Below are 19,373 nucleotides of genomic sequence, written 5' to 3'. Positions count from 1 at the left end.
GTGGGGGACGAGATGGGCCTGACGCCCGAACAGGAAAAGCGGATCGCGTCGCTGCCGGAGCACCTGCGCGAGCTGGCCCGGCGCACGCTCGCCGGTGCCGCCGAGCCGGTCGACCGCATCCCCGCCGTGCGGGGAGACTTGCTGCCCGCATCGGCCGCGCAGCAACGGTTGTGGTTCTTCCACGAGTTCGAACCGGAGGGCGTCGAGTACAACGCGCCTCTGGTGCTGCGGCTGACCGGCGCGCTCGACCTCGCCGCGTTGCGCGGTGCGCTGGACCTGGTGGTCGCGCGGCACGAGTCACTGCGCACGACGTTCACCTCCGTGGACGGGCAGGTGCGACAGGTCGTGCACCCGGCCGCCGTGGTGCCGGTCCTGGAGGTGAACAGCGACCTCGACGCCGTGCTGCTCGCCGAGGTGACCACGCCGTTCGACCTGCGCACCGGGCCGTTGTTCCGGGTGACCCTGGTCCGGGTGGGCCCGGCCGAGCACGTGCTGGTGCTCGGCATGCACCACATCGTCAGCGACGGCTGGTCCACCGGCGTCCTGCTGAACGAGCTGACCGCGGCCTACGCGGGCCGGGAACTGCCCGAGCTGCCCATCCGGTACGCCGACTTCGCCGCCTGGCAACAGGAACGGCTGCGGTCGGACGCGCTGCGGGCCCAGCTCGGCCACTGGCGGTCGAAGCTCGCCGGGCTGCCGCCGCTCGACCTGCCGGCGGACCGGCCGCGTCCCGCCGTCCGCACGTCCGCCGGCGCGGTGCACCAGTTCGAGATCGCGGACGACGTCGCGCAGGCGTTGCGGGCCGTGGCGAAGCTGAACGGCGCGACGCTGTTCATGGTGCTGATGGCCGCGTCCCAGCTGATGTTCGCGCGGTACGCCAGGCAGTCCGACGTCGCGGTCGGCACGGTCACCACCGGCCGTGGCCGCGACGAGCTGGAGAACCTGGTCGGGTTCTTCGTGAACACCGTCGTCGTGCGGTCCACTGTGGACGAGTCGCGGACGTTCAGCGAGTTCCTCGACTCGGTGCGGCTGACCGTCGCCGACGCTCTGGCGCACGACGAGGTGCCGTTCCAGTCCGTGGTCGAGGCGCTGCGACCGGAACGCGACCCCAGCCGGCCGCCGCTGGTGCAGGTGATGGTGAACCTGCAGAACGCCCCGGCAGGGCTGCCCGGGATGCCCGGCCTGGAGGTGGCGGAGGTCCGCCCGCCGGCGCTCGCGACCAGCCTCGACGTGACGATCGACTTCCACGAGGGACCTTCGGGCATCACCGGGTTCCTGGAGTACAGCACCGATCTCTTCGATGCGTCCACTGTGGACGCAATGGCCGCCGGTCTCGCGTTCGTGCTGGAGAGCGTGGCGGCGCAGCCCTCGCTGCCGATGCGGGAACTGCCGTTGCTGCCCGCCGCCTCGGTGGAGCGGCTGATCGAGGCCGGGAGTGGTGAGACCGTCGACTTCGGCGTGCCGCGACCGTTGCACGAGCTGATCGACGCTGGTTCGGACGTCGTCGCCGTGCGGTCCGGGGACGAGTCGTTGACGTACGGCGAGCTGCGGACCAGGAGTGCGCAGCTCGCCCGCCACCTCGCCGGACTCGGCGTGGGCAAGGGGTCGCTGGTCGCGCTGTGCCTGCCGCGCGGCGTGGACGTGGTCGTCTCGCTGCTGGCCGTGCTGAAGGCGGGAGCGGCGTTCGTGCCGCTGGACCCCGCCCATCCCGCGGGTCTGCTCGCGCAGCTGCTGGTCGGCACGCCGGTCCTGATCACGCACGGCGAGGTCGCCGACCGGCTGCCGGAGGTCGGTGCCCAGGTCGTGCGCGTCGACGAGGACCAGTGGCAGGGCTCGGCGGAGCCGCTGGACGTAGAGGTGTCGGCGGACGATCTCGCCTACGTCATCTACACGTCCGGGTCGACGGGCACGCCGAAGGGCGTTCTGGTCGAGCACGGCAACGGCTTCCACACCGCGCACGCCTGGAACGCGCGCTACGGGTTCGACGTACAGCCGCCGCGCTGCCTGTCCGTGTCGAACCCGTCGGTCGACCTCTTCGTCGGCGACGTCCTGCTGTCGTTGCTGTTCGGCGGCACGCTGATCATGTGCCCGCAGGACGTGCTGGGCGATCCGCGCGCGCTCGTCGACCTGATCGAGTCCAGCGGGGCGGACGTGCTCGCCACGGTGCCGTCGGTGGCGCGGACGATCACCCGTGAGCTCGTCGCCAGGGACCGGCGGCTGGACGGACTGCGGCTGCTCGCGGTCGGGTCCGAGGGGTGGCTGGTGCACGACTGCGCCGAGCTGCTCGGCCGGGTGTCGCCGTCGACCGTCGTGGTCAACGCGTACGGCGTCACCGAGGCGACCGTGGACAGCACGGCTTTCCCGCTGACGGAAGGCGTGGGCGCCGGGCCGTTCGTGCCGATCGGGCGGCCGTTGCCCAACACCCGCGCGCACGTGCTCGATCCGCACGGCCGGGTGGTGCCGGACGGCGTTCCCGGCGAGCTGCACCTCGGCGGACCCGGTGTCGCACGCGGGTATCTCGACCGTCCCGAGCTGACCGCGGAACGGTTCGTGCCGGATCCGTTCGTGCCCAACCGGTTGAGCACAGATCGGCTGTACCGCACGGGTGACCTGGTGCGGCGGACGGACGGCGTGCTGACCTACCTCGGGCGCACCGACCAGCAGGTGAAGGTCAACGGCTACCGGGTCGAGCCCGGCCAGATCGAGCACGTCCTCGGCGAGCACCCGGCCGTGCGCGCGGCTGCGGTCGTGGCAAGGGTTTCCGGCCGCACGCGCATCGACGCGTACGTGGTCTTCGCGCCTGGCAACGAGGTCGCTGTCGCCGACCTGCGGGCGCACCTCGCGGACCTGCTGCCCGCGCCGGCGTTGCCCGCCACCATCACCGTGCTGGCCGCGCTGCCGGAGACCGCGAGCGGCAAGACCGACTACCGGGCGTTGCCCGAACCGGAGGCGGCCGACCGTCAGGTCAGTTTCGTCGCGGCGGTGACCGACGCGGAGATCGCGCTCGTCGAGATCTGGGCGCGGGTGCTCGACCGGGACGCGGCGGAACTGGGCACCGCGCACAACTTCTTCGACCTCGGCGGCGACTCGATCCTCGGGTTGCAGGTCGTGGCGCAGGCCCGTGAGGCGGGGCTGCTGCTCACGTCGAAGCAGATGTTCCTGCACCAGACGATCGGGGAGCTGGCCGCGCGGGCCGGTGCGGTCGAGGCGCTGGTCGTGCCGGACGTGGCCGAGGGAGAGGCGCCACTCACCCCGATCCAGCACAACTTCTTCGAGGAGACCACTTCTTCTCGTGAGCACGCGACCCAGTCCGTCTACTTGGAACTGACCGAACGCGTTGAGCCCGAACGGCTGCGGGCCGCGCTGCAAGCCGTGGTGGAGCAGCACGACGCTCTGCGGCTGCGGTTCTCCGGCGGCACCCAGACGTACACGTCCGGCGAGCACGTCGTGCTGGCCGGCACCGTCGAGGAGGCCCGTGCCGGTCTCAGCCTGACCGACGGGCCGTTGGTGCGGGCCGCACTCGTCGACGGGCAGCGGTTGTTCCTCGTCGTGCATCACCTCGTGGTCGACGCGGTGTCGTGGCGCGTGCTCCTCGCCGATCTCGAACGCGCCTATCGCGGCGATGCCCTCGGCCCCAGGACCACCTCGTACGGCGAGTGGGCGCGCCGGGTGCGGGATGCCGTGGCGGCCGGTGCGTTCGACGCCGAACTGGAGCACTGGCGCGCGGCCGAGCAGGGGCCTGCCCGGGAGGGGGCGGAGCAGAACACGGTCGAGTCCGAGCGCGAGGTGACCGTCCGGCTGTCGGAGGCCGTCACGTCCGCGCTGCTGCGGGACGTGCCGCCGGTGTACCGGACGCAGGTCGACGACGTGCTGCTCAGCGCGCTCGGTTCGGTGCTGTCAGGCTGGACCGGCTCCGACGACGTGCGGGTGCTGCTGGAGGGCCACGGCCGGGAGGACCTGTTCGACGGCGTCGACGTCAGCCGCACGGTCGGCTGGTTCACCACGCTGTACCCGGTCACGCTGACCGCCGTCGGCGAGGACTGGGGCGCGATCCTCAAGTCCGTCAAGGAACAGCTCCGCGCCGTGCCGTCCCGCGGCTTCGGCTACACCGCCCTGCGGTACCTCGGCGACCACGGTCTGGGCGGTGCCTGGCCCGCCGTCTCGTTCAACTACCTCGGCCGGTTCGCCACGGAGTCCGGCGGCCTCTTCGGGGCCTGGCTGGACGCGCCGGGCAGCGACCGCGCCCCGGACCACCTGCGGTCGTGCCAGCTCGACGTCACGGGGGTCGTGCGGGACAACCGCCTGGAGTTCCGCTGGACGTACTCGGCCAACCTGCACGACGAGCCGACCGTGCGTGCCCTCGCCGAGCAGTTCCTGCAGGCTTTGACCGGCATCGTCGAGCACTGCGCGCTGCCGGAGTCGGGTGGCTGGACGCCGTCGGACTTCCCGCTGGCCTCCCTGAGTCAGTCCACTGTGGATTCGTTGACGACCGGGCGCGCGGTGGAGGACGTCTACCCGCTCACGTCCGTGCAGCGCGGCATCCTGTTCCACTCGCTGGCCGGAGCCGAGTCCGACGTGTACCTCAGCCGGTTCGGCATGGTGCTGGACGACGTCGATCCGGTGCTGTTGGCCGCGGCCTGGCAACGCGTCGTCGACCGCACGCCCGTGCTGCGCACCGAGGTCGTCTGGCAGGACGTGCCGGAGCCCTTGCAGATCGTTCGGGCGCCAGGACTGCGCGTGCCGATGGAACACCACGACCTGCGCGGGCTGGGTGCTGACCAGGAAGCGCGCGTGCAGGCGTTGTGGGACGAGCACTCCGCCCGTTCGCTCGACCTCGGCACGGCTCCGTTGATGTGGCTGGCGTTCCTGCGGCTGACCGACACGCAGGTGAAGGTCTTCTGGTTCTCGCATCACATCCTGTTGGACGGCTGGAGCTTCGCCGGCGTGCTGTCCGACGTGTTCGAGCAGTACGCGAGCGCCGTCCCGACCCCGCGCCGCCCGTTTCGCGACTACGTGGCGTGGCTCGCGGACCAGGACCTCCCCGCCGCCGAGCAGCACTGGCGAGGTGTGGTGTCCGGCCTGACCGCCCCGACCCCGCTGCCGTTCGACCGCGCACCCGCCGGGGCACACCGGTCCCGCACGTCGGGTCGCATCGAGGTCTCGCTGCCGCACGGCCTGACCGACGACGTGCTGCGCTTCAGCCGTGAAGCCCGCCTGACGCCGAACACCCTGGTCCAGGGCGCGTGGGCGGCGGTGCTGGCGCGCTACAGCGGCGAGTCCGACGTCTGCTTCGGCGCGACGGTCTCCGGCCGCCCCGCCGACCTGCCGGGCGCGGGCGACGTGCTCGGCCTGTTCATCACGACGGTCCCGGTGCGCGTGGACGTGACCGGTGTCGACGCGTCCTGGTTGCGGGCGTTGCAGGACACCGTCGCCGAGTCGCGGCAGTACGAGTACGTGTCGCCCGGCCAGATCCAGGGCTGGAGCGAGGTGCCGAGCGGCGTCAACCTGTTCGACAGCATCGTCGTCTTCGAGAACTACCCGTACGACGAGGAAGCGGCGTCGCGCAACGGCGTGACCGTCCGCGAGTACGTCGGCGACGAGCAGACCAACTTCCCGCTGGCGCTGACCGCGCACCTCAGCGACTCGCTGCACCTGTTCCTGAACTACGACCCCGACCTGTTCGACGACGAGACCGTCGGGTCGATGGCCCGTCACCTGGCCGCCGTGCTGGCCGCGTTCGCGCGTGGCTCCGCGCTGCCGTCGCTGGACGAGCGGGAACGCTCTCAGCTGCTCGTCGAGTGGAACGGCCGGGAGCACTCGTCTGTCGCGGAGACGCTGCCGGAGCTGTTCGAGGCGCGGGTGCGGGCGATGCCGGACGCGGTCGCGGTCACCGATGGCGCCACCTCGCTGACGTACGCGGAGCTGAACTCCGCGGCCAACAGGCTTGCCCGGCGGCTGGTGGCGGAAGGCGCCGGGCCCGGACGGTTCGTGGCGCTGGTGTTGCCGCGCTCGGCCGAGTTGGTGGTGGCGGTGCTGGCCGTGCTGAAGGCGGGGGCGGCGTACGTGCCTATTGACCCCGACTACCCGGAGCAGCGGATTCGCGAGGTGCTGGAGGACTCGGCGCCGGTCGTGACGCTCACCGAGGTGAGCGCGGACTTCGAGCTCTCGGACGCGGACCTCGGCCACGCCGGTCTCACCCCGGCACACCCGGCGTACGTCATCTACACCTCGGGTTCGACCGGGCGTCCCAAGGGCGTCGTCGTCCCGCACGCCAACGTCGTCCGCCTCTTCACCTCCACCCGGCCGTGGTTCGAGTTCGACGAGAACGACGTCTGGACGCTGTTCCACTCCTACGCCTTCGACTTCTCGGTCTGGGAGCTGTGGGGCCCGCTGCTGCACGGCGGCCGCCTGGTCGTGGTGCCGCACCACGTCTCCCGCACCCCGCAGGACTTCCTGCGGTTGCTCGAGACCGAACGCGTCACCGTGCTCAACCAGACCCCGTCGGCCTTCTACCAGCTGATGCGCGCCGACGCGGAGAACCCGGGCCGCGAGCTTTCGGTGCGGTACGTGGTGTTCGGCGGCGAGGCACTCGAACCGCGCCGCCTGACCGACTGGTACGCAAGGCATCCCGGCAGCCGGCTCATCAACATGTACGGCATCACCGAGACGACGGTGCACGTCACGTACGCGGAGCTGACGGCCGCGACGACCGGCGGTGTGATCGGTGTGCCGATCCCCGACCTGCGCGTCTACGTGCTGGACGAACGGCTGGAGCCGGTGCCGGTGGGCGTGCCCGGCGAGATGTACGTGGCCGGGGCGGGCCTCGCCGACGGGTACCTGAACCAGCCGGGCCTGACCGCCGGGCGGTTCGTCGCGGACCCGTTCGGAGCGCCCGGAAGTCGCATGTACCGCACCGGTGACGTCGCGAAGTGGACCCGTGCGGGGGAGCTGGAGTACCTCGGCCGGTCCGACCAGCAGGTCAAGATCCGCGGGTTCCGCATCGAACCCGGCGAGGTCGAGGCCGTGCTGGTCGCGCACCCCGCCGTCGCGGAGGCGGCCGTCATCGCCCGCGAGGACGGGGGCGGCAAGCGGCTCGTGGCGTACGTGACCGGGACTCCGGCGATCAGCGACCTGCGTGATCACGCCCGGGATCGCTTGCCGGGTCACATGGTTCCGGCCGCGTTCGTCGTGGTGCCGGAGATTCCGTTGACTCGCAACGGGAAGCTCGACCGCCGCGCGCTGCCCGAGCCCGAGCAGGAGCAGAGGCCGTACATCGCGCCCGGCACGGACGCCGAACGTGTGGTCGCGGACGTCTGGCAGGAGGTGCTGCGGGTCGCGCGGGTCGGCGCCGACGACGACTTCTTCGAGCTCGGCGGCGACTCGATCCTGAGCATCCAGGTGGCGTCCCGGCTGCGGTCCGCGCTGGGGGCGGACGTCTCGCCGCGGCAGATGTTCGACACACCGACCGTGCGGGCGCTCGCCGAGGCGTTGCGGCCGGGGGAGACCGACCGGATTCCGCGGCTCGCACCACGGCCGGAGCAGGCGCCGTTGTCGTTCTCGCAGCAGCGGTTGTGGTTCCTGGACGAGTTCGCGCCCGGCACCGCCGAGTACAACGTGCTGTTCGCCGTGCGGCTGCAGGGCGACCTCGACACCGACGCACTCCGGAGTGCGTTGGCTGTGCTGACCGAACGCCACGAGGTGTTGCGCACGACGTTCGACTACGTGGACGAACGCGCGGTGCAGGTCGTGCACGCCACCGGCGAGGTGCCGCTGGAGATCACCGAGGCCGGCGACCTCCAGCACCGGCTGAAGCAGGAGATGACGAAGCCGTTCGACCTGCGCACCGGGCCGCTCGCCCGAGCGTTGCTGGTCGGCGACGTCCTCGTGCTCACGATGCACCACATCATCACCGACGGCTGGTCGATGGGCGTGTTCGTGCAGGAGCTGAGCGCCTGCTACACCGCCGCCGTCCGGAACCGGACCGCCGACCTGCCCGCACTGCCGGTGTCCTACGTGGACTACGCGGTGTGGCAGCGGGAGAGGCTGGAAGGTCAGCTCGACGGCCAGATCGACTACTGGCGGCAGCAGCTGGCCGGCGTCACGTCGCTCGACCTGCCGACCGACCGCCCGCGCCCGCCGGTGCGCACCTCCGACGGTGCCGCGTGGTCGTTCGAGGTGGACGCCGACCTGCTCGGACGCCTCCGTGCGCTCGCTCGCGGCCAGGAGGCCACGCTGTTCCACGCCCTGGTGGCGGCGGTCCAGGTCCTGCTGGCCCGGTACTGCGGACAGCGCGACGTCGTGGTCGGCACGGCGACGGCGGGCCGCGACCGGGCCGAGCTGGAAGGCCTGGTCGGCTGCTTCATCAACACCGTCGCGATCCGGTCCGATGTGGACGAAGAGCTGTCGTTCGCCGACTTCCTGGGCGCCGTTCGCGGCACCGCGCTGGAGGCGTTCGCGCACGGCGACCTGCCGTTCGAACGGATCGTGGACGCGCTCAAGCCCGAACGCGACCCCAGCAGGAACCCGCTGGTCGAGGCCATGGTCGTGCTGGACAGCACGCCGGAGCACCGGCTGGAGCTGGCCGGCCTGCACGCCGAGGAGGTCGAGTTCGACGGCGGCGACGCCAGCCACGACCTCAGCGTCGACTTCACCGAACGCGACGGCAGGCTGCTGGGCCGGATCAGCTACAGCACCGGCCTGTTCGACGCCGCCACGATCGCGCGGCTCGGCCGGCACCTGCTGCTGGTGCTGGAGAACGTCGTGGCCACCCCGGACCGGCCGATGCGCGAACTCCCGCTCATCACCCCGGAAGAGCACCACCGGATGATCACGGAGTGGGCCGGTCCGACGGTCGACTTCGGCCCACCGGCGTTGCTGCACGACCTGTACGACGAGATCGCGGACCAGCACCCGGACGGCATCGCGGTCCGGTGCGGCGACGACAGCCTGACGTTCGCCGAGCTCCGCGTGAAGGCCAACAGGCTCGCGCACCACCTCCAGGGCAAGGGGGTCACGACCGGCTCGTTCGTCGGGGTCTGCGCCGACCGGAACGTCGACGCCGTGGTGGCGTTGCTCGCCGTGCTCAAGGCGGGCGCGGCGTTCGTGCCGCTCGAACCCGGCTACCCGGCCAAGCTGCTGAAGGACATGCTCGACGACGCGGGCGCCGAGGTGCTGATCTCCGGCGACGGCCTGGCGGAGGAGCACGGCCTCACCGCGAAGCACGTCGTGGAGCTGGACTGGTCCGTTGTGGACGGTCACCCGGAGACCGCGCCGGAAACCGAGGCCACGCCGGAAAGCCTCGCGTACGTGATCTACACGTCCGGTTCCACCGGCAAGCCCAAGGGCGTCATGGTGGAGCACCGCAACGTGCACCACCTGGCCCGCGTCTGGGACCACCGGTACGGCCTGACCGGCACGCGGCCGAGCTGCCTGTCCGTGTCCGGGTTCGGCGTCGACCTGTTCTTCTCCGACTTCGTCTGGTCGACGTTGTTCGGCGGCACGATGGAGATCTGCCCGGCGGACCTCGTCACCGACCCGCCCGCGCTCGTGGATCTGCTCGACAGCACCAAGGCGGAGCTGTTCGTGACGGTCCCGGTGCTCGCCACCGCGATCGCCCGCGAACTGGCCCGTCGCGACCAGCGAGCCCACCTGAGGGTCCTCGCGGTCGGCTCGGAGGCCTGGCACGCGGGTGACGCCGCCGAGCTGCTCGACCGCGTCGCGCCCGGCACGATCGTCGTCAACGCCTACGGGGCCACGGAGAACACCGTGGACGCGACCCTGCACGAGGTGTCGCGCGACCCGATCGGCGCCGGTCCGTACGTGCCGATCGGCAGGCCGCTCGCCAACACCGGCATCTACCTGCTCGACCGGCACGGCCGCCCGGTCCCGGTCGGCGTGACCGGCGAACTGCACATCGGCAGCGCGGGAGTGGGCCGCGGCTACCTCCACCGCCCCGACCGCACGGAACGCGCGTTCGTGCCCGACCCGTTCCGGACCGACCCGCACTGGCCGAGCCCGCGCATGTACCGCACGGGAGACGCCGCGCGGTGGCTGCCGAACGGCGTGCTGGAGTTCCTCGCCCGCACCGACGACCAGGTCAAGATCCGCGGCCACCGGGTCGAGCTCGGCGACGTCGAACAGGCGCTGACCGGCCACCGCCAGGTGCGGAGCGCGGCCGCCGCGACCAGGTCCGACCACGGCGTCACCAGGCTGCACGCCTACGTCGTCGGGGAGGTCGACCTGGCCGACCTGCGCAGGCACCTCGCGCAGGTGCTGCCCGCGCACGCCGTGCCCGCGACGATCACCGTGCTCACCGAGCTGCCGCTCACCCAGAGCGGCAAGACCGACCGGCGCGCGTTGCCCGCACCCGAGCTGGACGACACCACCGGAACCCCTTACCTGGCCCCGGAAACTCCGGCCGAGCAGACGCTGGCGGGCATCTGGGCGGACGTCCTCGGCGTCGCGAACGTCGGCACCGGCCACAACTTCTTCGAACTGGGCGGCGACTCGATTCTCGGCATCCAGCTGGTCTACCGGGCCCGCCAGGCGGGGCTGCAGCTGTCGTCGCGGGAGTTGTTCCTGCACCAGACCCTCGGTGAACTGGCCGCCGTCGCCCAGCCCGCCCAGCAGCGGAGCCACGACGAACCGGTCGTCGGCGAGGTGCCGCTGACCCCGGTGCAACGGGAGTTCCTGGAAGGCGACCCGGTCGCGCCGCACCACTTCACCCAGTCGTTCCTCGCCGAACTGCACGAGGACGTCGACGAAGAGGCTCTGCGCAGGGCACTGGACGCGGTGATCGCGCACCACGACGCGTTGCGCGCCCGGTTCACCTGCGAGAACGGCCAGTGGCGCCAGGTCTACGCGCCGCCCACGACGGTCGACGTGCTCGCCAGGCACACGACCGGGGACCACGACGTGCGCGCCGAGATCGACAAGCACGCGGCGGAACTGGACGCGAGCTTCGACCTGGCCACGGGTCCGCTGCTGCGCGCACTGCTGTTCGACCTCGGCCCGGACCGGCGGCCGATGCTGTTCGTCACCGCCCACCACCTCGTGGTGGACACGGTGTCGTGGCGCATCCTCGTCGAGGACGTCGAGTCCGCCTACGACCAGGCTCGCACCGGCGAGATCCGGCTGGGCGCGAAGACCTCTCCGGCCGGTGCCTGGGTCGACGCGCTCACCACGCACATCGCGGACGGCGGCTTCGACCCCGAGCACTGGCGGGAACTTCCGCCGGCAGCACCACTGCCGGTCGACGGACCGGGCCCGGACGTGGAGGCGTCGACCAGGAGCGTCGAGTTCTCCCTCACCGAACGGGAGACGAGCGCCCTGCTCACCCTCGCGCCGGGCGCGTTCCGCACGCGGGTCAACGACGTGCTGCTCGCGAGCGTCGCCTGGGCGCTGACCAGGTGGACCGGCGAGGACGGCGTCGTCATCGACCTCGAAGGCCACGGCCGCGAGGAGCTGTTCGACGACGTCGACCTGGGAAGGACCGTCGGCTGGTTCACCGCGATCTACCCGGTCGCGCTCCAAGTCCCGGACCAGGACTGGCCCGCGCTGGTCAAGAACATCCGGCGCCAGCTGCGTGCCGTCCCGGACAACGGCCTGTCGTACGGGGCGCTGCGGTACCTGGCCGAACCGGGCACGCTCGCCGGGCGCCAGAACGCCGGGGTGCTCTTCAACTACCACGGCCAGGCCGGCGTGGGCGGCGCGGAAAGCCCGCTGTACCAGAGCTTCCACGACCCGGTGGGCGCGCCGAGGCACCCGGCCGAGCGCAGGAGTCACGCGCTGGAGGTCGTCGGCGCGGTCAGCGACGGCGTGCTCACGTTCGAGTGGCTGCACTCGGCCGACGTGCACGACGAGAAGACCGTCCGGCAGCTCGCGGACCAGCACCTCGCCGCCCTCCGCGCGATCGCGGAGGCAGCGCGATGAACGATCTCCTGGAACGGTTGGCGCGCAAGCACGACGTCCCGGCGGCGCAGCTCTTCGTCCGGCACGGCGGCGAAACGACGGAGGCCACCCTCGGCGTCGGTCCGGATGCGGCGTTCCCGCTGGGATCGCTCACCAAGCCGTTCACCGCGGCCCTGGTGCTGACGCTGGCGGACGACGGCGACCTCGACCTGGACGAGCCGCTGCCGAAGCTGCCGGTGACCCCGCGCCAGCTGCTCACCCACACCGCAGGCCTCGCGGCGAACGTCGAGCAGGAACCGATCTCGCGCCGTCGCTGGGCGGCGCGGCAGCGGCCGGACGCTCTGGTGCACCGGCCAGGCGAGCTGTTCTCGTACTCGAACGCGGGCTACGTCCTGGCCGGGCACATGGTCGAGGACGTCACCGGCGTCAACTGGCAGGACGCGGTCGAGTCGATCCTGCTGTGGCCGCTCAGGATCACGCCCGCGTTCGTCACCGGGAAGACCGAACGCAAGGCGCTGCCGGGCCACAGCGGCACGCGGGTCATCACCGACCAGTCGTTGCCCGAGCTGGAAGCACCGGCGGGCGGCCTCGCCCTGAGCGCACGGGACCTGGTCGCGTTCGCGCTCCACCACAACGCGGCCATGCGGCACGACCACCTGGCCGGGCACCGCGCGGGCCCGTACGGCCTCGCCGACGGCTGGGGCCTCGGCTGGGCGGTCTACGACGAGACCTGGTTCGGCCACGACGGCACCGGCGACGGCACCTCGTGCCACCTCAGGTTCGACGGGAACACGGTCGTCGCGCTGACCACCAACGCGGCCACCGGATCGGCGCTGTGGCAGGACCTCGTCGACGAACTGCGCTCCGACGGCATCCCGGTCGCCGACCACCGGCCGACCTCGACGGCCCCGGAAGCCTCTGCGGCACAAGCGGAAGCGCTGACCGGCCGCTACGCCAACGGCGACGCGCTGGTCGACGTCACCCACGAGAACGGACGGCTCGGCCTCGCGATCGACGGCGGGCCGGCCACACCCGTGACCTGTCACGCCGACCTGACCTTCACCGTGCCCGGAAGTCCCGCCACACCAGGGCGGTTCCTGCCGGGACGCCTGCTCCAACTCGGTGGCCGGACCGCCCGGCCCCACGCACCCGACGGGGGAACCCAGTGACGGCGACCGACAGCGCGGTGCGGGCCGTCCCGTTGTCCCGCAACCGCGCCTACAACGTCCTGTGGATGAGCAGGCTCGTCTCCGAACTGGGCAGCGAGCTCGCGCTGATCGGCTTCCCGTTGCTGATCCTCGCCACGACCCGCTCGGCCGTCGAGATCGGCCTCGTCGCCACCGTGATGGCCGTGGCGCTGCTCGCGGGGTCGGTGCCGGCCGGGTACCTCGCCGACCGGTTCGACCGCAAGGTCGTGATGGTGGTCTGCGAGGTCCTGCGAGCGGTCGCGATGGGCAGTGTGGCCGTGGCGTTGTACTTCGACGCCTACTCGTTGCCGCACATCCTCGTGGTGGCGGCGATCGACGGTCTGCTCGTCTCGGTGTTCGGTCCGGCCGAGGACGCCGCGCTGCCGAGCGTCGTCGCCCCCGACCAGCTCTCCCAGGCCGTGGCGCGCAACACCGCCCGCCCGTACATCGCGAACCTCGCCGGCCCGTTGCTCAGCGGCGTGCTCTTCACCGTCGACCACATGCTGCCGTTCGCGCTGAACGCGGTGATGCTCGTGATCTCCACGATCGCGTTGCTGACCCTGAGGTTGCCGAAGGGCAAGGCGGCGATCGAAGAGGAGGACGACGGCGCGCCGGTCGGACTCCGCTGGGTCTGGCAGCACCGTCCTATCAGGACGACGCTCGTGTGGGTCGCGTTGGTGCAGCTGGTGTTCAGCGCGCTGGTCGTCATCGTGCTGGCCGTCTCGGGCGAGGACCAGGTCGGTCCCGGCGAGGTCGGCGTGACGATGGCGTGCTTCGGCGCCGGTGGCCTGATCGGGGCCGCGGTCGCCGCCCGGCTGCACGCCGCGCTGCCCGCGTCCGTGATCATCATCGGCTTCTCCTGGCTCGCCGCCGTGCTGATCCTCGTCATGGCGTTCACGCCCGGCGGTGTCCTGCTCGGCGCCGTGCTCGGGCTGATCGCGTTCTTCATGCCCGTCACGGTCACGACGGTGATGACCTACCAGATGTCCGTCACCGCCGACGAGCTGCGCGGACGGCTCAGCGGTCTCGTCGGTCTCTTCGCCGGGCTCGCGGGCGCGCTCGGCCCGATCGCCGGCGGTGCGCTCGCCGGCGCGGGCGACGGCAAGACCGGCCTGCTGGCGTGCGCGGCCGTGGCCGCGGTGATCGCCGTCGGCGCCACCCTCAGCCCCACTCTCCGCCGTTTTCCGGCGCCCGGCAGGCAAGCGTCTTGACCTGCCTCCACCACCCGTTAAGGAGCTCCGTGAGCACCATGCAGGAAACCCAGTCACCGGCCACCGACGACGAACTGGGCAACCTCACCCAGTTCGAGTTCCTGGCCCTCAGCAGTTCTCTCAACCTCGCGGACGGGCACGCCCGCCAGGACCTGACCCTCGGCCAGTCGCGGGTGGTCGAGGACCTGCCGCAGCTGTGGGCGCAGGCGGCGAAGCAGCCGGTCGACGAGATCGAGCGCGAGGCGATCCGCACCTACTTCGAGACCCTCGGCCAGCACTCGTACCCGACGGCGGAGGGACGCGTCCTCAGCTGCTACTCGTCGTCCGTCGCGATGGAGATCTTCGCGCGGTCGCTCGCCACGGTCACCGGCCGGATCGCGCTGGTGCACCCCACGTTCGACAACATCCCGGACATCCTCCGGGGCGTCGGACTGGAACTCGTCGCCGTGGAGGAGGAACCGCTGCACGGCGGTGACCTGCCGGCCGAGCTGCTCGACTCGGTGGGCTGCCTCTTCGTCACCACGCCGAACAACCCCACCGGCAGGGTCATGGCCCGCGAACGGCTGGCGCGCCTCGCCGAGCAGTGCCGCGACCACGACGTCGTGCTCACGCTCGACACGTCGTTCCGCGGCTTCGACCCGGCCGCGCACTACGACCACTACGAGGTGCTGCAGAACAGCGGGTGCCGCTGGGTCGTCATCGAGGACACCGGCAAGCTGTGGCCGACGCTGGAGCTCAAGGTCGGCTGGCTGGTGTCGTCCGAGCACAACGGCCTGCCGCTCGGCAAGGTCTACTCGGACATCCTGCTCGGCGTCTCCCCGCTGATCCTGCTGATGATCAAGCGGCTCGCCGAGGACGCGGCCGAGGGCGGCCTCGCGGACCTGCACAGGTTCATCGCCACCAACCGGAAGATCGTGCGGGACGGGCTCGCCGGCATCCCCGAGGTGACGTTCCCGGACCCCGGCAGCCGCGCGAGCGTCGAGCGCGTGCACCTCGGGTCGCGCTCGGGTCTGCTGGTGTGGCAGGAACTCCGCAAGCACAACCTGTTCGCGCTGCCGTGCGGGCCGTTCCACTGGGCCCGTCCGGAGGAGGGCGAGAACTGCCTGCGGATCGCCCTGTCGCGGTCGCCTTCCGCCGTCGAGGCCGCCACGAAGCTGCTGCGGTCGGTGCTGGAGTCCTCGTGACGCCCTTCCCCCCGGCCTGGCGCCTCGGGGTCGTGCAGGAGGTCGCCCCGCCGGGCGTCCTCGACCTCGGGCCCGGCTATCCCGGCCCGGACCTGCAGCCGGTCGAGCTGATCCGGTACGCGTACGCGAGGGCGCTGGACGAGTTCGGGTCCGCCGCCCTCGCCTACGGGGACAACGCGGGAGCGCTCCCGTTGCGCGAGGTGCTCGCGCGACGGGCGTCCGCCGACCCGGCGAACGTCGTGGTCACCGCAGGCACCTCGCAGGCGCTGCACCTGCTCGGCACGACGTTCGGGAGGCCGGGGCAGACCGTGGTGACCGACCGCCTCGGCTACGACTACGGGCGCGCGATCCTCACAAGCTGCGGGTTGCGGCTGGTGCACGTGCCCGCGGACTCCGAGGGCATGGACCCGGCCGCGTTCGAGTCCGCTTTGGACGGTGACATCGCGTTCGCGTACCTGAATCCCACGTTCCACAACCCGACCGGACAGGTGGTGGGCGAACGCCGGCGGCGCGAGCTGCTGGAGGTCGCACGCCGGCGCGGGGTGCTCGTCGTCGAGGACGACGCGTACGCCGAGCTGGGCTTCGCCGCCGTGCCACCGCCGCTGGCCCGGCTGGATCCCGACGGCGTGATCCGGCTGGGCACGTTCTCCAAGACCCTCGGACCCGGCCTGCGGCTCGGCTGGCTGACGGCCGGACCCGCTGTGGTGCAACGGCTGCTCGGCCACGGGGTGTTCCACAGTGGAGGGTCGCTCAACCACCTGACGTCGCTGGCGGTCTCGGTGCTGATCGCCCAGGGCGAGTACGACCGGCACCTGGAACGCCTGCGCGTGCACCTGCGCGGCCGGCGGGACGCGTTGCTCGGCGCGCTCGGCGACATCGACGTGACGGCACCGGAAGGCGGCTTCTTCCTCTGGCTGCGCTTCGGGTCGTCCCACTCCGAGAACGGCCTGACGGCGGCCGCCGCCCAGGCCGGGGTGCGGGTCGCCGCCGGGTCGCGGTTCGGTGCGTCCGGCGCGCCCCGCGTCCGCCTGTCCTACAGCCTCAACCGACCGGAAGAACTCGCGGCCGCGGGCCGTGCGCTGCGCACGACCTGGGCACTAGCGGAACGGATCAGCTCATGACCGCAACGAGCCTGCCCACGCCCACCGGTTACAGCCTGCCGCTGTCGCCGAGCGGCACGTCGTCGATGGTCACGCCGCCGCCGTGGCACTTCGCCGGCGACGTGATCATGGTCGACTACCGGGTGGACCCGGACGCCGCCGCGCGGTTCCTGCCGCCGGGCCTCGACCTCGGTCCCGACCCCGGCGCGGCCGCCGCCGTGTTCGCCGAGTGGCAGTGGTGCTCGCAGTCCGGCGCCGAGCTCGAAGACCCGGCGACCTGCCAGTTCACCGAGTTCCTGCTGCTCATCGGCTGCGGCTATCAGGACCGTCCGATGGCGCGCTGCCCGTACGCGTGGGTCGACGCGCCGGTGCCGATGGTGCGCGGCTGGATCCAGGGCATGCCGAAGCAGTTCGGCCAGATCCACCAGACGCGGCCGAAGCCCGTCGGGGTCGCCGGGCAGCGGCCGGGACCGGGGGAGAGGCTGCACGGGTCGTTGTCGGTGTCCGGCAGGCGCGTCGCCGAGGCGAGCGTGAAGATCACCGGGCTCGCCGACGAACCGCCCGTGCTGCACACCGTTCCGCTGGTGCACACCCGGTACTTCCCGGCGTGGACGCCCGAAGACGAGCCGGTCAGCCAGCTGGTCAGCTCCGAGGTGACCGGCGTCGAGTTCACGCCGGTGTGGCAGGGCGAGGCCGACCTGCGGCTGTTCGACGTGCTGGACGGCGACTTCGCCGCGCTGGCACCGGTCGAGGTCGGCGCGGGCTACGTGTTCTCCTACGCCGAGACGCTGGTGGGTGGCCGCCTGCTCGGCTGACCGGCCGATCCGGGAGGATGGGGTGGTGAGGGCGATCTGGGGTGGAGTGCGTCGAACCGCGCCCACGATGCTGCTCATGGCGCCTTCGGCGGTCGTGACGGCACTGGTCCCGTTCGCCCTGCTGCTCGCCGCGCTGTCGATCCTCGCGGGCGGGCTGGGGCTGGTCTTCCTGCCGTTGGTGCTGGTCGTGCTGCGGCTGTGGACCGACACGCACCGGATGCTCGCCGGGCACTTGCTCGGCCGCCCGGTGCGCCGGCGGTTCCAGCCGTTGCGGGGCGGGGTGTTCAGCTGGTGGCGCGGGGTCTTCGGCGACCCGACGACGTGGCGCGACCTCGCGTGGCTGCCGGTGCAGGTGGTCGTGGGGCTGCCGCTCGGGCTGCTCACGGTGCTGGCGCTGGGACTCGGGCTCGCGTCGCTCGCGGGCACGTTGTTCTGGTGGGCGCTGCCGGACTCCGACCCCGTGCAGCTGCTGCCGGGCGTCACGATCGGCGACTGGGGAACGGCCGTGCTCAGCGGTGTTCCGGTGCTGCTGGTGTCCGGCGCGTTGCTGGTGTTCGTGCTGCCGAGTCTCGCCCGCTGGTGGGCCGCGCTGACGCTGGCCGTGCTGGACCGGTCCGACGCCGAGCAGCTCGAGGAACGCGTCGAGGTGCTCACGTCGTCGCGGGCCGGAGCGTTGGCCGCGCACGGCGCCGAACTGCGCCGCATCGAACGCGACCTGCACGACGGCGTCCAGGCGCGGCTGGTGTCGATCGCCCTGCGGCTCGGCATCGTGAAGCAGACGATGGGCAGCGAACCCGAGGTGGCGTCGAAGCTGCTCGGCGAGGCGACCGAGGGCGTCGAGGCGGCGATGACGGAGCTGCGCACCATCGTGCGCGCGATCTACCCGCCGATCCTCGCGGACCGAGGCCTGGCGGGAGCCGTGCGGTCGCTCGTGGCGGACTGCCCGGTGCCCGCGCACCTGGACCTCGACGAGACCGGTGAGCTGCCGGCCGCGGTGGAGACGGCGGCCTACTTCGTGCTCGCGGAGGCGTTGACGAACGTGGCCAAGCACAGCGGCGCGAAGTCCGTCGACGTGCGGGTGCACACGGCGGGAGAACGGCTGGTCGTGGACGTGACGGACGACGGCCGCGGTGGCGTCGACGAGGCGGGCGGCAGCGGGGTGGTCGGCATCCGGCGCCGCGTCGCCGCACTGGACGGAGTGGTGACGGTGACGAGCCCGGCGGGCGGACCGAGCAGGATCGTGGTGGAGCTGCCGTGCGGGCGGTGATCGCGGAGGACAACGTCCTGCTGGCCGAAGGGCTCGCGTTGTTGTTGTCCAGAGCGGGTTTCGAGGTCGTGGCGCGGGTCGTCGACGGCGAGAGCTTCGTCGAGGCGGCCGTCGAGCACCGGCCCGAGGTGGCGATCGTCGACGTGCGGATGCCGCCGACGTTCCGCGACGAGGGCATCCGTGCCGCGCTGGAGGCCCGGCGGCGCGTGCCCGGGCTGCCGATCCTCGTGCTCTCGCAGTACGTCGAGACCAGTTACGCCACCGAGCTGATGGCCGACTCGCCCGGTGGCGTCGGCTATCTGCTGAAGGACCGGGTGTCGCGGGTCGAGGAGTTCGTGGACGCGCTGGTGCGGGTCGCGGGCGGCGGCACGGTGATGGACCCCGAGGTGGTGCGGCAGCTGCTGACCCGCCGGGCTCACGACCCGATCGACGCGTTGTCCCCGCGCGAACGCGAGGTGCTCGCGTTGATGGCGCAGGGCCAGGACAACACGACCATCCGGGAACGCCTGCACATCACCGAATCCTCCGTGCAGAAGCACATCGGCGCGATCTTCGGCAAGCTCGGGCTGCAGCCGGCGGACAGCGGCAACCGGCGGGTGCTGGCCGTGCTCGCGTACCTCAACAGCGAGCGCGACTAGTCCGTTCGAGGGTGTAGGTAGCTGCACCCCCAAGATCGCAGCGAACTGCGATGTGCCGAAG

The 19,373-nt window shown here is 71.9% G+C and carries 8 protein-coding genes; all 8 read left to right on the top strand.

The genetic code is table 11. The features are described 5' to 3' along the window. The 8 genes from ACFWNN_RS20010 (at nucleotide 1) to ACFWNN_RS19975 (ending at nucleotide 19,312) form a co-directional block, all read left to right on the top strand. Nucleotides 1-11,931, top strand: coding sequence for an amino acid adenylation domain-containing protein (locus ACFWNN_RS20010; protein WP_382441409.1), 11,931 nt, complete (start codon nucleotides 1-3; stop codon nucleotides 11,929-11,931). Continuing rightward, a complete protein-coding gene (locus ACFWNN_RS20005; RefSeq protein ID WP_382441408.1) occupies nucleotides 11,928-13,079 on the top strand; it encodes a serine hydrolase domain-containing protein in 1,152 nt (383 codons plus the stop codon). Before ACFWNN_RS20010 ends, ACFWNN_RS20005 begins: the two co-directional genes overlap by 4 nt. Next, a complete protein-coding gene (locus tag ACFWNN_RS20000) occupies nucleotides 13,076-14,308 on the top strand; it encodes an MFS transporter (protein ID WP_382441407.1) in 1,233 nt (410 codons plus the stop codon). The genes ACFWNN_RS20005 and ACFWNN_RS20000 overlap by 4 nt, the downstream gene beginning before the upstream one ends. Before the next feature lie 38 nt (nucleotides 14,309-14,346). Beyond that, on the top strand, nucleotides 14,347-15,492 hold the full coding sequence (mppP, locus tag ACFWNN_RS19995) for an enduracididine biosynthesis enzyme MppP (protein ID WP_382441556.1): 1,146 nt from the start codon (nucleotides 14,347-14,349) through the stop codon (nucleotides 15,490-15,492). Continuing rightward, nucleotides 15,489-16,613, top strand: coding sequence for an aminotransferase class I/II-fold pyridoxal phosphate-dependent enzyme (locus ACFWNN_RS19990; RefSeq protein ID WP_382441406.1), 1,125 nt, complete (start codon nucleotides 15,489-15,491; stop codon nucleotides 16,611-16,613). The genes mppP and ACFWNN_RS19990 overlap by 4 nt, the downstream gene beginning before the upstream one ends. Continuing rightward, a complete protein-coding gene (mppR, locus tag ACFWNN_RS19985; RefSeq protein WP_382441405.1) occupies nucleotides 16,610-17,407 on the top strand; it encodes an enduracididine biosynthesis enzyme MppR in 798 nt (265 codons plus the stop codon). The genes ACFWNN_RS19990 and mppR overlap by 4 nt, the downstream gene beginning before the upstream one ends. Before the next feature lie 76 nt (nucleotides 17,408-17,483). Then, nucleotides 17,484-18,674, top strand: a complete 1,191-nt coding sequence (locus tag ACFWNN_RS19980; RefSeq protein ID WP_382441404.1) for a sensor domain-containing protein — start codon at nucleotides 17,484-17,486, stop codon at nucleotides 18,672-18,674. Beyond that, nucleotides 18,662-19,312, top strand: coding sequence for a response regulator (locus ACFWNN_RS19975; protein WP_382441403.1), 651 nt, complete (start codon nucleotides 18,662-18,664; stop codon nucleotides 19,310-19,312). The genes ACFWNN_RS19980 and ACFWNN_RS19975 overlap by 13 nt, the downstream gene beginning before the upstream one ends. The last annotated feature ends 61 nt before the right edge of the window (nucleotides 19,313-19,373 follow it).

The organism is Lentzea sp. NPDC058450, from assembly GCF_042721395.1.
GTDB lineage: Bacteria > Actinomycetota > Actinomycetes > Mycobacteriales > Pseudonocardiaceae > Lentzea.
Note: the sequence above shows the minus strand (reverse complement) of the source record. Positions and strands in the feature narration are given on the sequence as shown.